11 protein-coding genes are annotated in these 13,775 nt (G+C 73.8%); 6 read left to right on the forward strand and 5 right to left on the reverse strand.

Annotated elements, in window-relative coordinates:
- Nucleotides 1-31 precede the first annotated feature (31 nt).
- Nucleotides 32-2,353 (reverse strand): alpha-galactosidase, encoded by a 2,322-nt coding sequence (locus tag PO879_RS15800; protein WP_278235810.1) that lies wholly within the window; start codon nucleotides 2,351-2,353, stop codon nucleotides 32-34.
- Between the two features lie 84 nt (nucleotides 2,354-2,437).
- Between PO879_RS15800 and PO879_RS15805 the strand changes: the two genes are divergently transcribed.
- Entirely contained in the window at nucleotides 2,438-3,580 is a 1,143-nt protein-coding gene (locus PO879_RS15805; protein ID WP_278235811.1) for an ROK family transcriptional regulator, read from the forward strand.
- 24 nt (nucleotides 3,581-3,604) lie between these two features.
- On the opposite strand, the gene PO879_RS15810 is transcribed toward PO879_RS15805, so the two are convergent.
- From PO879_RS15810 to PO879_RS15825, 4 genes are all read right to left on the reverse strand, one after another.
- Complete coding sequence (locus PO879_RS15810; RefSeq protein ID WP_278235812.1) at nucleotides 3,605-4,384, reverse strand: IclR family transcriptional regulator; 780 nt, start codon at nucleotides 4,382-4,384, stop codon at nucleotides 3,605-3,607.
- 98 nt (nucleotides 4,385-4,482) lie between these two features.
- Nucleotides 4,483-5,448 (reverse strand): D-2-hydroxyacid dehydrogenase, encoded by a 966-nt coding sequence (locus PO879_RS15815; RefSeq protein ID WP_278235813.1) that lies wholly within the window; start codon nucleotides 5,446-5,448, stop codon nucleotides 4,483-4,485.
- Nucleotides 5,441-6,349 carry a 2-hydroxy-3-oxopropionate reductase gene (locus tag PO879_RS15820; protein ID WP_278235814.1) on the reverse strand — a complete coding sequence of 303 codons (909 nt, stop codon included), beginning with the start codon at nucleotides 6,347-6,349 and terminating at the stop codon, nucleotides 5,441-5,443. Before PO879_RS15820 ends, PO879_RS15815 begins: the two co-directional genes overlap by 8 nt.
- Complete coding sequence (locus tag PO879_RS15825) at nucleotides 6,346-7,182, reverse strand: TIM barrel protein (RefSeq protein WP_278235815.1); 837 nt, start codon at nucleotides 7,180-7,182, stop codon at nucleotides 6,346-6,348. Before PO879_RS15825 ends, PO879_RS15820 begins: the two co-directional genes overlap by 4 nt.
- 238 nt (nucleotides 7,183-7,420) lie before the next feature.
- Here PO879_RS15825 and PO879_RS15830 point away from each other — a divergent pair, with 238 nt between their 5' ends.
- From PO879_RS15830 to PO879_RS15850, 5 genes are read left to right on the forward strand one after another with little or no spacing between them, the layout of a single operon-like run.
- Nucleotides 7,421-7,849: a heme-binding protein gene (locus PO879_RS15830; protein ID WP_278235816.1), complete on the forward strand. Its 429-nt coding sequence runs from the start codon at nucleotides 7,421-7,423 to the stop codon at nucleotides 7,847-7,849.
- On the forward strand, nucleotides 7,846-10,041 hold the full coding sequence (locus PO879_RS15835) for a malate synthase G (protein ID WP_278235817.1): 2,196 nt from the start codon (nucleotides 7,846-7,848) through the stop codon (nucleotides 10,039-10,041). Before PO879_RS15830 ends, PO879_RS15835 begins: the two co-directional genes overlap by 4 nt.
- Nucleotides 10,038-12,239 (forward strand): beta-galactosidase trimerization domain-containing protein, encoded by a 2,202-nt coding sequence (locus PO879_RS15840; RefSeq protein WP_278235818.1) that lies wholly within the window; start codon nucleotides 10,038-10,040, stop codon nucleotides 12,237-12,239. Before PO879_RS15835 ends, PO879_RS15840 begins: the two co-directional genes overlap by 4 nt.
- The gene (locus tag PO879_RS15845; RefSeq protein ID WP_278235819.1) at nucleotides 12,236-13,000 is read left to right on the forward strand and encodes an alpha/beta fold hydrolase; all 765 of its coding nucleotides are present in this window, start codon (nucleotides 12,236-12,238) and stop codon (nucleotides 12,998-13,000) included. The genes PO879_RS15840 and PO879_RS15845 overlap by 4 nt, the downstream gene beginning before the upstream one ends.
- Before the next feature lie 40 nt (nucleotides 13,001-13,040).
- Nucleotides 13,041-13,709, forward strand: coding sequence for a GntR family transcriptional regulator (locus PO879_RS15850; protein WP_278235820.1), 669 nt, complete (start codon nucleotides 13,041-13,043; stop codon nucleotides 13,707-13,709).
- Nucleotides 13,710-13,775 lie beyond the last annotated feature (66 nt).

Below are 13,775 nucleotides of genomic sequence, written 5' to 3' on the forward strand. Positions count from 1 at the left end.
TCGTCGCGAGCTTCTCGGGGGGGAGGGCTTCTCAGACCGCGGTCACGTGGAGCAGGACGCTCCGTTCGGGGAACTGGTGGGGCAGCTGGACCCCGGCACCGGCGAGCGTCCGCCCGCTGAGCCGCACGCCGTCGGACCACCACGGAGGGAGCGCCTCGCCGTGTCCCGGCTCGACCTCGTCTCCCGGAGCCAGGGGGCGGACGTCGTAGGTGGTGTCCGGGTCCAGCCCCGGCAGACGGACGCGGCCCGGTGGGGCCCACACGCCGGTCGTCAGCTGCACGACGGCGAAGATCGCCTCGCCGGCACCCTCGCGCACGACGCCGTGCACCCGCAGGGCGGGGTCGGGGTCGTCGGTGCGGACGCTCCGACCGTGGTGCAGCAGGTCACGGTGCTGCCGGTACGCCGCCACCCAGCGCGCGACCTCGCTCCGCTCGGCCTCGGAGGCGGCGGTGAGGTCCCACTCGATGCCGAGGTGGCCGAAGAACGCGGTGGCCCCGCGGAAGCTCAGCTCGTGCCGGCGCCCGGTGGTGTGCGACGTCGGCGACCCGATGTGCGAGCCGAGCATCTCGGGCGGGACGAGCAGACCGGTACCGGCCTCGATCGTCTGCCGCTCGAGCGCGTCGATGCAGTCGGAGGTCCAGATCCGCTCGGTGCGCTCGAGGATGCCCAGGTCCGCCCGGCCGCCACCGCCCGCGCAGGACTCGAACTCGACGTGCGGGTGGGCGGCGCGCAGCGCGTCCAGCAGCCGGTACGCGGCGTGCGTCTGGGCGTGGACGCCGGCCCCGCCGGTCGCGGTGTGACCGGCGTCGACGAGGTCGCGGTTGTGGTCCCACTTGACGAAGCCGATCGGGTACTCGGCGAGGATCGCGTCGATCTGGCCGTAGACGTGCTCCCAGGCGCCGGTGTGGGCGAGGTCGAGGACCTGCTGGTGGCGTGCCTCCGGCGGCATCCGGTTCCCGGTCTGCAGGATCCACTCGGGGTGCGCGCGGGCGAGGTCGGAGTCGGGGTTGACCATCTCCGGCTCGAACCAGAGGCCCAGCTCCATGCCCAGCCCGGTGACGTGGTCGGCGAGCGGGTGCAGGCCCTCGGGCCACACGTCGTCGTCGACGGTCCAGTCGCCGAGCCCGGCGGTGTCGTCGCGGCGCCCGCGGAACCAGCCGTCGTCGAGCACGTACCGCTCGACGCCGGCGGCGGCCGCGGCGTCGGCGAGCGCGGTGAGCCGGTCGAGGTCGTGGTCGAAGTACACGGCCTCCCAGACGTTCACGAGCGCCTTGCGCGGGGAGCCGGGGTGCTGCGGCCGGGAACGCAGGTAGGTGTGGAACCGGTGGGAGAGCTCGTCGAGACCGTCGCCGTAGGAGGCGTAGACCCACGGGCTCTCGTACGCCTGGCCGGTGGACAGCCGCACCTCGCCCGCCAGGAGCAGCTCGCCGGCGCCGAGCAGCCGCTCGCCGGTGGGCATGCCCTGCTCGGCGAAGGTCCGGGTGTTGCCCGACCAGGCGACGTGCACGCCCCAGACCTCGCCGGAGCGGTAGCCGAACCCGCGGCGTCCGGCGGTCATCAGCAGGGTCCCGTCGTGGGAGCGTGCGCGCCGGGACTCGCGCAGGTGGGTCCCGGCCACGAAGTCGTGCCGCTGCGGGCTGCGCTCGCGCAGGTGGCGGCCGGTGAAGTCGAGGATCTCGTCGGCCTCGCGCGGCAGGGGCAGCGCGAGGTCGAGGGAGCCCACGGTGAAGACCGCGGCGCCGGTGTTCCGCAGCCGCCCGCGAGCACGCACGAGTCCGCCGGGGAGCATCTCGATCTCGATCCGCAGGGTCAGGTCGGCCTCGGCGTCGCGGGCGTCGACGGTCATCCGGTGCGCCACGGGTGCGCCGTCGCGCTCGACGTCGTGCACGAGCCGCACCTGCTCCACGAGGAACCGCGTGGAGAAGTCTGCGCCGTCCCGGTGGCCGGTGACGCCCGGGGTGCCGAGCCAGCCCGCGGACTGCTCGGGCAGGATCGTCAGGGGCACGGGGGCGTCGGGGGTGCCGGAGGCCACCGGAGGCACGGCCGCCGCGCGCAGGGCGTCCAGCTCGTCCGCGGGCAGGTCCCCCAGGTCGGCGCCCCAGTGCAGGATCTGCGGGAGAGCGCTGCGGGCGACCTCGAGGACCAGGCTGACCCCGGCGGCCCGCAGGTGCCACAGCCCGTCGGTCGGGCCCGGGATGGTGGCGGCCGCCGTCTCAGCGGTGTCAGCGGTGTCAGCGGTGTCAGCCAGGTCTGTCTGCATCGTCATGGTGACCTCTTCGTCGTCGGTACTAGTTATTTCTACGTCAGAACTAATAGGGGTGTCAAGATCCCCGATGGACGTGAGCAACTTCACTTTCGAGGGAGTCCTTCGTTCTGGAGTTGAAGTAACAGCGCCTGCTTTGTTGAGCCGTGGAATTTAATCCACCACACTGGGGCGATGACGCCAGCACCGTGGGGACCGCTCAGCGGACCGGGCCACGCCGTCGCGCTCGACGTGCTGCTCGACGGCCCCCTGTCGCGGGCCGAGCTCTCCCGTCGGCTCGACCTCTCCGCCGGGAGCCTCACCCGCCTGACCAAGCCGCTGCTCGACGCCGGCCTGCTGGTGGAGGTCGACGACTCCCCCGCCGGATCGCGGGTCGGCCGACCGTCGCGGCCGCTGGACATCGTCCCCGAGGCGCACCACTTCGTCGGGGTCAAGATCACCGGGGACACCGCCCACGGGGTGCTGACGACGCTGCGTGCCGGCGTGGTGGCCTCCGCCGACGCGCCGTTGGACGACCACTCGCCCTTCGCCGTCGCGGACACGGTCGCGGGCCTGATCAGCGAGCTGGCCGCCGGGTCACCGGCCGACGTCACCGCGGTCGGCGTCGCCCTCGGCGGACACGTCGTCGAGGCCTCGGACGTCGTCCGGGCCCCCTTCCTCGGCTGGAAAGACGTCCCGCTGGGCGACATGCTGCGCTCGCGCACGGGCCTGCCCGTGGTCGTCTCGAACGACGTCACGGCGCTCACCGAGGCGACGCACTGGTTCGGCGCCGGTCACGGCGCCGCCACGTTCTCGCTGATCACCGTCGGGGCCGGGGTCGGCTTCGGGCTCGTGGCGCACGGGCGGCTCGTGACGAACGAGGACGCGAGCCTGGGGCTCGCCAGCCACCACCCGCTCGACCCGTCGGGTCCCCCGTGCTTCGCCGGGCACCGCGGGTGCGCGGTGGCCATGCTGACGATCCGGTCGATCGCCACGCAGGTCTCGGTCGCCCTCGGCCGGGAGGTCGCCTACGACGAGGCGCTCGACCTCGCCGAGGACGGCGACCCCGCGGCCCGCCGCGTCGTGGACGACGCCGGACGCGCGCTCGGCCGCTTCGTCGCCGCCGCCGCCAACTTCACGATGCCCGAGCGGGTGGTGCTCGGGGGCGAGGGGGTCCGCCTCGCCGACGTCGCGCGGGAGGCGATGCAGGCGGGCCTGCACGCGGACCGGGACCCGCTCGCGCACGACCCCGTGATCGCGACGCTCAGCCCCTCGTTCACCGAGTGGGCGCGCGGGGCCGCGGTCATCGCGATCCAGACCTTCGTCCTGGGGACCTGACCGGGCCGACGGCCGACCGGAGGGTCAGTGCGGCGCGAGGTCCGGCTCGGTGGAGCTCAGCGCGTCGGCGAGCTCGTCGGCCGCGCGCTCGAGCGCGGGCAGCATCCATCGCGCGGCGGAGAGCGTGACGCGGGTGTCCGGACCGGAGACGGAGACCGCGGTCGGCGTGGGCGCACCGGGTACCGGGACCGCGTAGCAGCGCACGCCGACCTCCTGCTCCCCCTCGTCGACGGCGTACCCGCGGGTGCGGATCTCGTCCAGGTCGGCCAGGAGCCCGGCCTCCGTCGTGTGGGTGTTGTCCGTGTACCGCGGCATGCCGGCCCGCCGGAGGATGGCGACCACGTCCTCGTCGTCAAGCTGGGCCAGCATGGCCTTGCCGACGCCGGTCGAGTGCGCGAAGACCCGACGTCCGACCTCGGTGAACATGCGGACCTGGTGGTGGGACGGCACCTGTGCCACGTAGACCGCCCTGTCCCCGTCGAGCAGCGCCAGGTTGGTGGTCTCCCGCGTGGCCTCCTCGAGCTCGACGAGCGCCGGCCGTGCCCACGTCCCGAGGAGGCGGGTCGCCCGGTCGCCGAGACGGATGAGCCCGGGCCCCAGCGAGTACCGGCGGGACGGCAGCTGGCGCACGTAGCCGAGCTGGACCAGCGTGCGCAGGAGCCGGTGCATCGTCGGCATCGCGAGGCCCGTCGCCTCGGCGAGCTCGCTCAGCCCTGCTTGCCCTCCGCGCTCACCGAGCACCTCGAGCAGCCCGAAGGCCCTCGCCACGGACTGCACGTTCCCGGGCTGCCTCGACTCCGCCACGCTGCCTCCGAACCCTGTTTCACGATACGGAAGCACTGTACCGAGGTCGGGAGGGCGCACGGCGCCCTCCCGACCTCGGACCGTCCCCGCCACCTGCCTCACACCAGCGCGTACCCCGACGACTTGTCGACCAGGTTGCGCAGCGGTCTGCCGTCCACGTAGCGCTCGACGTTCTCCAGGAAGATCGCGACGGCGCGGTCGAGCGTCTGGGGCGTGGTCGCTCCGTTGTGCGGGGTGACGATGACCCCCGGTGCCGTCCACCACGGCGAGTCGGCCGGCAGGGGCTCGACGGTGTGCGCGTCCAGGCCGGCCCCGGAGAGCCGGCCCTCGGTCAGGGCCGCCAGCAGTGCGTCGTCGTCGATGATCTCGCCGCGTGAGACGTTGACGAGAGCGGCCGTGGGCCGCATGGCCGCGAGCACCCGGGCATCGATCATCCCCTGGGTCTGCGGGGTCAGCGGCGCGGCGACGACCAGGTAGTCGCACTCGGCGGCGAACGCGAGGATGTCGTCCGGGCCGTACATCCGTTCCACACCGGGCACGGCGACCTCGGGGCGGTTGCGCAGGCCCACGACCCGCAGGTGGAACGCCCGCGCCTTGCCGACGAGGTCCTGCCCGGCCGCACCCATGCCGACGACGCCGACCGTCTGCCCCGCCAGCTCCGGGTGCCGGAACCGGTCCCAGCTCCGCTTGCGTTGTGCGGTCAGCAGCCGGGGTGCGTCCCGGTCCAGCATGAGCATGAGCATCAGGGCGTGCTCGGCGAGCGGCACGGCACCGTTGCCCGCCGACGACGTCACCGCGACCTGCTCGGCCGTGCGCATCTCGGCGGAGAGGTCGGCGTCGGCCCCGGCCGTCCACAGGTGGTTCCACCGCAACGCCGACGCGGCCGGTACCAGCTCGGGATCGATGCGTCCGGCGACCACCTCGGCCGACGCGAGGAGCTCGGCGGACGGAGCTCGCTCGACGACGACGTCGAAGTCCGTCGCGAGCCCGTGCAGACGTCGGACGGCCTCGTCGTCCAGCGCGACCTGGGAGACGACGAGTCGCCGCTCGGCGGCCCTACGCATCCGCGGAGTCCCCCAGCTCGTCCGCGGCGAGGCCGGACAAACGCTCGACCTGCAGCAGGAGCGCCGAGTGGTCGAGCGACCCGCCGCCCTGGGCGCGCAGGGACGCCATGAGGTCCGCGACGCTCGCGCCCAGCGGGACGGCGACGCCGGCCGCCCGGGCCGCGTCGAGGACGATACCGAGGTCCTTGTGGTGCAGGTCGACCCGGAACCCCGGTGCGAACGTGCGGTCCAGCATCCCCGGCGCCTTGCGCTGCAGCACCGTGCTGCCGGCCAGTCCGCCCCCGAGCACGTCGACGGCAGCCTTGAGGTCGACGCCGTGCGCCGACAGGAAGACGAGGGCCTCGGAGAGGAGCTCGATATTGCCCGCGACGATGAGCTGGTTGGCCGCCTTCACGGTCTGACCGGCGCCGTCGGGTCCGACGTGGACGATGGTCGAGCCGACGGCGCGCAGCACGGGCTGCGCCGCGTCGAAGTCGGCCGCCTCGCCACCGACCATGATCGAGAGGACCCCCTCGACCGCGCCGGCCTCGCCACCGCTGACCGGCGCGTCGAGCGGTCGCACCCCCCGTTCGCGGGCGCGCTCGGCGACCACCCGGCTCACGTCGGGCCGGATCGTGCTGGCGTCGACGAGCAGGGTCCCGGGCGCGGCGTGCTCGAGCACCCCGTCCTCGCCCAGCACCACGGCCTCGACGTCGGGGCTGTCCGGGAGCATCGTGACGACGACGTCCGCCCCGCGGACCGCGTCCGCGACGGACCCGGCGGCCCGGCCACCCGCCTCGACCAGCGCGGCACGCTTGGGCTCCGACCGGTTGTAGCCGACGACGTCGAACCCTGCGGTCACGAGGTTCGCCGCCATGGGAGCGCCCATCACTCCGAGTCCGATGAATCCGATGGTGGTCATGCCAGGTCCTTCCATGCGTCGAGGTCCACGAGGGAGAGCGGGTCGTGCGAGGTGTCGGCGTACTCCAGCGCGACGTGACCGGTGTAGCCGACGTCCCGGAGCCGCCGGACCCAGTCGACCAGCGGCAGGTCGCCGGTCCCGGGCGCCCCGCGGCCGGGGGCGTCCGCGAGCTGCACGTGCGCGGCGTCGGCGCCAAAGCGCTCGATCGCCGCGACGACGTCGTCGCCGTTGACCGCCAGGTGGTAGAGGTCCAGCAGGATGCCGACGTTCGTCGGTCCGGCGGAGCCGCGCGCCCGCGCCACGACGGCGGCGGCGTCCGCGGCGGTGCGGACCGGGTAGGCCTCGGCACCGCTGACCGGCTCGATCATGGCGATGCCCCCGTCCTGCCCGAGCACCGGGGCGATCTCGCGGAGCATCCGGTCGGCGTGCGCGTCCTGCACCGCGGGGTCGAAGGCGTCGGAGCGGTTGCCGTAGAGCGTGTTGAAGCGCCGGACGCCGAGTCGCCGACCCAGGATGCGGGCGACCTCGGCGCTCGCGCGCAGCTCGTCCTCCCGACCCGGCCACGACAGCACGCCCCGGTCGCCACCGGCCATGTCGCCGGCGAACAGGTTGAGCCCGACCAGGTCCAGACCGGAGGTCTCGATCGCGGTGGCGAAGGCGTCGACCTCGACGGGGTCCGGGTCGGCCGTGGGGAAGGGCCACCAGAACTCGACGGCGGTGGCGCCGGCGTCCCGCACGCGCTCCAGGCGCTCGGCGACCGGGAGGTCCTTCATCAGCAGGGAGCAGTTCACGGCGAGCGTCCGCCCGCCCGCGTCCTGGGCTTCGTCGTCCATGGAGTCCTTCCTCGTCGAGGGCTACCGCGCTTATTGCCAATCAAGATACATTGCCTGACAGTTGATGTCACACGGCGATCCGCGCGATTGCCGTGTCCTGACCCCTCCGATTTCCGTTCTACGGAACTGCTTTTCCATTTAATGCTACGGTGGCGGGGATGCGCCAGCAGCGTCGCCGTCGTCGCATCACCCCGACCCACCGATCCGTACCGCCGTCCCGGCGCCGACGGGAGCACAGATGTCCACGCACACCCTCAGACCCGCCATCACCTACGCGACCGCCGCACGCGCCGTCGAGATCGCCCTCGAGGTCGCGGAGCGCTCCGGCGTGCGCGCGGTCGTCACCGTCGTCGACCCCGCCATGACGCCGGTCGCGTTCGCCCGCGCCGACGGCGCCACTCCCCACAGCCTCGAGACGAGCCGACGCAAGGCGGCGACCGCCGCCTCCACCGGCCGGCCGACCGCGCAGATGTCCCCGGAGCTCGCCGTGGCGCTGGAGCACGGCAGCGGAGGGTTGCTCACCCGGATCAAGGGGGGCGTCCCGCTGGTGTTCGAGGGCCTGCACGTCGGCGGTCTCGGCGTCGCCGGGGGGCACCCGGACCAGGACGCCGAGATCGCGGCCGAGGTGCTGGCCCGCCTCGGCGCCGACCCGGAGGCCGCCCGATGAGCGGGCAGCGGGCGACGCGCGCCGGGCTGGACGTGGCGGCCGAGATCGTCGCGTTCGTCGAGGAGTCCGCGCTGCCCGGGACCGGGCTCGACCCGGCCCGGTTCTGGCAAGACCTCGCCGTCCTCTTCCACGACCTCGGCCCCGCCAACCGCGCGCTGCTGGCCACACGAGAGCGCCTGCAGGCGCAGATCGACCGGTTCCACGCCGATCACCCCGGAGCCCCCGAGCCGGCCGCGTACCGCGCGTTCCTGGAGCAGATCGGCTACCTGGAGCCCGACCCCGGGGAGGTCGCGGTCACGACCGAGCACGTGGACCCCGAGATCGCCACGACGGCCGGACCCCAGCTCGTCGTCCCGGCGCTCAACGCCCGGTTCGCCGTCAACGCCGCGAACGCCCGGTGGGGTTCGCTCTACGACGCCCTCTACGGGACCGACGCCATCCCCGACGAGGGGCCGGAGGCCAGGACGTCGGGCTACAACCCCCGTCGCGGCGCCGCGGCGGTGCGGCGAGGGCGCGAGCTGCTCGACACGGTCGCCCCGCTCGCGCACGGCTCGCACGCCGACGCCGTCGGCTACCGCGTCGAGGGCGAGTCGCTGGTGGTGGTCACCGGCGACGGCCCCACGGCGCCGGTCGACCCCGGTGTGCTCGTCGGCTACCGGGGGAACCGTCGGGACCCGGCCTCGGTGCTGCTGCGCCACCACGGCCTGCACGTGGAGATCGTCCTCGACCGGACCCGCCCGGTCGGGCGGGACGACCCCGCGGGGGTGGCCGACGTCCTCGTCGAGGCGGCGCTGACCACGATCGTCGACCTCGAGGACTCGGTCGCCGCGGTCGACGGGGCCGACAAGGCGCTCGGCTACCGCAACTGGTGGGAGCTCATGCGCGGGTCGCTCGGCGCCGACGTCGCCAAGGACGGGACCACGTTCCGCCGCACCCTGCGCGAGGACCGCCTCTTCACCGCACCCGACGGCGGCACCCTCCGGCTGCCCGGCCGGTCGCTGCTGCTCGTGCGCAACGTCGGGCACCTCATGACCACCGACGCCGTCCGCGACGGCGCCGGGCACGAGGTGCCCGAGGGCATCCTCGACGCCGCGATGACGGCGCTCGGCGCGCTCGCCGACCTGCAGGGCCCCACGGCCGGCGGGAACTCGCGCACCGGCTCCGTGTACGTCGTCAAGCCCAAGATGCACGGCCCCGCGGAGGTGGCCTTCACCGTCGACCTCTTCGGCCGCGTCGAGACGATGCTCGGGCTCCGGCCGAACACCCTCAAGATCGGCATCATGGACGAGGAGCGCCGCACCTCGGTCAACCTGCGTGCGTGCCTGCACGCCGCCCGCGAGCGCGTGGCGTTCGTCAACACCGGCTTCCTGGACCGCACCGGGGACGAGATCCACACCTCGCTGCACGCCGGTCCCGTGGTCCCCAAGCGCACCATGCGGGACGAGCCGTGGCTGGCCGCCTACGAGCGGTCGAACGTCGACGCCGGGATCACCAGCGGCCTGCTCGGCCACGGCCAGATCGGCAAGGGCATGTGGGCGATGCCCGACCTCATGCACGCGATGCTCGAGCAGAAGGGCGCGCAGGTGCGGGCCGGGGCGACGACCGCCTGGGTCCCCTCGCCGACGGCGGCGACGCTGCACGCGCTGCACTACCACGAGGTCGACGCCTTCGCGGTCGGCGCGGAGCTCGGCCGCCGTCCCGGCGCGCCGCTCGACGACCTTCTCGTCCCGCCGCTGGCGGACGGCGAGATCCCGGCCGACGTCGTGCGCACCGAGCTCGACACGAACGTCCAGTCGATCCTCGGCTACGTCGTGCGCTGGGTCGACCAGGGCGTCGGGTGCTCGAAGGTGCCCGACCTCGACGGGGTCGCCCTCATGGAGGACCGCGCGACGTTGCGCATCTCCAGCCAGCTGCTCGCCAACTGGCTGACCCACGGTGTCGTCGGCGTCGACGACGTCGACGAGAGCTTGTACCGCCTGGCCGGGGTGGTCGACGAGCAGAACGCCCACGACCCCGCGTACGAACCCCTCGTCGGACCCACCGGGCCCGGCACGGCCTTCCGCACGGCGCGGGCACTCGTCCTCGAGGGCGCCGAGCAGCCCAACGGGTACACGGAGCCCCTGCTCCACCGGATGCGTCGCGAGAAGAAGGCGCAGCAGACCATGGCGACGACAGGAGCCGACGCACGATGACGACGACCACGCACGCGACGACGCGAGGAACCCGTCTCGACGGGATCACGCGCATCGGTCAGGTCAACCTGACCGAGGACGACGTCCGGCTCCTGGACGTCGACTACTGGGCCGACCTGTGGGCACGCATGCGGCTCGAGGCCGTCCTGCTCAACTGCGGCGGCATCATGGCCTACCACCCGACACGCCTGGCCGGACACCCCGTCGCGCAGGGCGTCCCGGGACGTGACCTGTTCGGCGAGCTGGTCGACGCGGCGCGCGCCCAGGGCGTCGAGGTGATCGGGCGGCTCGACGTCGGTGTCGTGGACCAGCGCTTCCGGGACCTGCACCCGGAGTGGATGATGACCGACGCCGAGGGCCGCTCGCGGACGCTCAACGACGTCACCGGTGGCACCTGGGGCCAGCCCGGCGGCCACCGGCTGGAGAACGAGATGTACTACTCGTGCATCAACTCCGGGTTGTTCACGGAGTACCTGCCGGACCTCCTGAGCGAGGTGGTCGACGGGTACGACGTCGCCGGATTCTTCACGAACGGCTTCCCCACCGTGGCGCTCGCACCCCCGTCCCTGCGCATGGCGTGCTACTGCGACCGCTGCCTCGCCCGGTGGCGCGCGTTCAGCGGGTCCGTCGACTACCCGGTCGCCGACGACCCGTCCGACCCGACGTTCCGGCAGTACGTCCGCTTCCTGCGCACGACGGCGCTGGAGCGGATGCGCGACCTGGTGGCGTTCACGCGCCGCCTCGGTCCGGGGCTGTCGTTCAACACCTCCGCGGTGCCGAACCTCGGCGGCGGGCTGCCGTGGAACGAGTGGGCCCGTGAGCTCACGCTCGTCATGTGCGACAACCAGGACCGGTCCGGGGACTACGGACGGACCACCCCCTCGCACGGGCTCTGGGAGGTCGGGCTGAGCTCGGAGGTGGTGCGCTCCGTCGCCGCCGGGCGACCCGCCGGTCGCATCCAGTCGACCGCCCGCCTGCGCGGCGGCGGCCGGCACACCTCGAAGGAGCCGGCCGAGCTGCGGCTGCAGATGGCCGAGGCCCTGGCCCACGGCGAGCTGCCGGTGTGGCACGCCGTCTCCGGCAAGCAGCACAACCGGCGCTGGGTCGACGGCGTAGTGGAGTTCGACGCCTGGCTCGCCGAGAACGCGGAGGTCCTGACGGACCGCCGGTCCGTGGCCGACGTCGGGATCGTCTGGTCCCAGGAGAGCGCCTGGCTGCAGGCGTGGGGCGCGGCGACGCCGGGGCCCGCCGTCGGCGACGCCGTCGCCGGGTGGCACCTCCTGCTGTCCCGCTGCCGCATCCCGAACCAGCTCGTCCTGGCCGACGGCACCGAGTCGCTCGACGGCCTCTCCGCGCTGGTCCTGCCCAGCGGCCTGGCCCTGAGCACGAAGGCCGTGTCCCGCGTCGAGCGGTTCGTGGCGGAGGGGGGCCACCTTCTCGTCGTGGGCACCGCGGGCCTGGTCGACGCCTGGGGCGCGCCGCACCCGGGCGACCCCGTCGGCGCACTCGTGGGCATCCGGCGGACGGCGCCCCCGCCGGACGGGTTCGACCTCGTGTCCTACCTGCACGTGGGCGACGAGCCGTTCGTCCGCCGGATGCTCCCCGAGCTCGCCCCGGACGAGGTCGTCGCCGGCGGGAACTGGCTCGTGGGGTTCGACCGGGTCGACGACACGGTGTCCACGGCGATGGAGTGGAACCGTTCGGAGCACATGATCCCGACCCATGCCGCCGGCCTGCCGCCGGCCGGCGGGCAGCAGGCCCTGGCCTGGCACGAGGACGGCGGTCGACGGGCGTTCCTCGGGGCCGACCTCGACGCCCGGTTCTTCGTGGACCGCGCGACCGAGCACCGGGCGGTCCTCGGCGGCCTCGCCTCCTGGGCGCTCGGGGCCGAGGGACCGACGGTGACGGTCGCGGGCGACGGCGTCGTGGACGTCCGGAGCTGGCACACCGCCCACGGTGTGGCCGTCGCGCTGGTGAACCTCGACAACCCCGGCGCGCAGGACGAGGCGGTCGAGCACTTCCGCCCGGTCGGACCGCTGACCGTCCGGGTCCGCGGCGTCGACCCGCGGGCGACGGTCCGCCTCACCCGGGCGGCCGCCGACGTCGTCCCGACGACCACCGACCACCACCTCGAGTTCGTCGTCGACCAGGTGGTCGACTTCGAGCTCGCCCTCCTCTCCACGGAAGGAACGGCATGACCGACGTGCGATGGACCGCCAGCGAGGAGCCCCGCCCCGGGCGCGAGACGGTGCTGCTGAGCAACCCGCTCGGCGCCCCGCTGGAGCTGTGGGACGACGTGACCGACGCGCTGGCCCCGTCCTTCCGGGTCCTGCGCTACGACTCCCCGGGGCACGGGGGGAGCCCGCTGCGCGACGAGATCACGATCGAGACGCTCACCGACGTCGCCCTCGAGGTGCTGGACGCCGCCGAGGTCGAGCGTGCCCACGTGGTCGGCCTCTCGCTCGGCGCGATGGTGGGGCTCTCCCTGGCAGCGCGCGCCCCGGGGCGGACGGCCTCCCTCGCGGTGCTGTGCAGCAGCGCGTACTTCCCCGACAAGCAGGTCTGGCAGGACCGGGCCGCGACCGCACGAGCCGAGGGGCTGGACGGACTGGCCGGGGGCTCCCTCGCCCGGTGGTTCACCCCCGGCTGGGCCGCGGAGCACCCGGACGCGATCGAGGCGGCTCGGGCGATGTTCGTCGGGACCGACCCCGAGGGGTACGCCCGCACGGCCGAGGCGGTCGGGGCGCTCGACCTGCGCCCGTCCCTGCCCGAAGTCGCGGCCGAGACGCTCGTGGTGGCGGGCGACGCGGACCCGTCGACACCTCCGGCGATGCTGCGCGCGATCGCGGACGCCGTGCCGCACGCGCGGTACGAGGAGCTGGCGGGGGCGCACTGGCTCCCGGTCGAGCGGCCCGACGCCGTCGTGGAGCGGCTGGTGCCGTTCCTCACACGAGGGTAAACCTGTCTGACAATCTCACCTTCTGTGTCATAATGGCCGCGTGAGCGCTCCGACCTCCCCGATCCCCGTGTCCACCACGACGCTGAGCGACGCCGTCTTCGACTCCCTGCGCCAGCGCATCGCCACCGGGGAGATCGCCCCGGGGGAACGCGTGACCGAGGCGCGCGTCGTCGGGGAGTACGAGATCGCCCGGCCGACGGCGAAGGCGTGCATCGAGCGCCTGGTCGGCGTCGGCCTCCTGCAGCGCGCCACCTACAAGTCGGCGACCGTCACCGAGCTCACGGCCGACGACGTCGACGACCTCTTCCTCGCGCGCACGACCATCGAGGTCACGGCGGCGCGGCTCCTCGCCGACGTCGGCGAGGTGCCGCGCGCCATGCTCGAGGCGCAGCGAGCGCTCGACATCGCCGGCGAGTTCGACGACCGGCCCGGGCTCGTGCGCGCCGACATCGACTTCCACTCCTCCATGGTCCGGGCCAGCGGGAGCAAGCGCCTCGCCCGGATGTACGAGATGGTGACCGGCGAGATCCTGCTGACGATCGGCAGCGCCGGGCACCGGCGCGCGTCGATCGCCGACGTGGCGGCCGAGCACTCCGGCGTCCTGGACGCCCTGCGCTCCCGGGACGCCGACACCGCGGTGCGCCGCCTGACCGACCACCTCGACTCCGCTCACCTGCGCGTGCGCCGCGCCTTCGAGCCGACCTCCTAGGGAGCGACGCCCCCACGCACGAGGGCCCGTCGACGGCTGAGTCCGTCGACGGGCCCTCGTACGTGG

It is taken from the genome of Isoptericola sp. AK164, from assembly GCF_029643425.1.
Classification (GTDB): Bacteria; Actinomycetota; Actinomycetes; order Actinomycetales; family Cellulomonadaceae; genus Isoptericola; species Isoptericola haloaureus.

Bases quoted from the DNA above. Each gene is read 5' to 3' on its own strand.
- PO879_RS15820 (WP_278235814.1), bottom strand. From the start codon at position 6,349: ATGACCACCATCGGATTCATCGGACTCGGAGTGATGGGCGCTCCCATG.
- PO879_RS15825 (WP_278235815.1), bottom strand. From the start codon at position 7,182: ATGGACGACGAAGCCCAGGACGCGGGCGGGCGGACGCTCGCCGTGAAC.
- PO879_RS15840 (WP_278235818.1), top strand. From the start codon at position 10,038: ATGACGACGACCACGCACGCGACGACGCGAGGAACCCGTCTCGACGGG.
- PO879_RS15830 (WP_278235816.1), top strand. From the start codon at position 7,421: ATGTCCACGCACACCCTCAGACCCGCCATCACCTACGCGACCGCCGCA.
- PO879_RS15815 (WP_278235813.1), bottom strand. From the start codon at position 5,448: ATGCGTAGGGCCGCCGAGCGGCGACTCGTCGTCTCCCAGGTCGCGCTG.
- PO879_RS15845 (WP_278235819.1), top strand. From the start codon at position 12,236: ATGACCGACGTGCGATGGACCGCCAGCGAGGAGCCCCGCCCCGGGCGC.
- PO879_RS15805 (WP_278235811.1), top strand. From the start codon at position 2,438: ATGACGCCAGCACCGTGGGGACCGCTCAGCGGACCGGGCCACGCCGTC.
- PO879_RS15835 (WP_278235817.1), top strand. From the start codon at position 7,846: ATGAGCGGGCAGCGGGCGACGCGCGCCGGGCTGGACGTGGCGGCCGAG.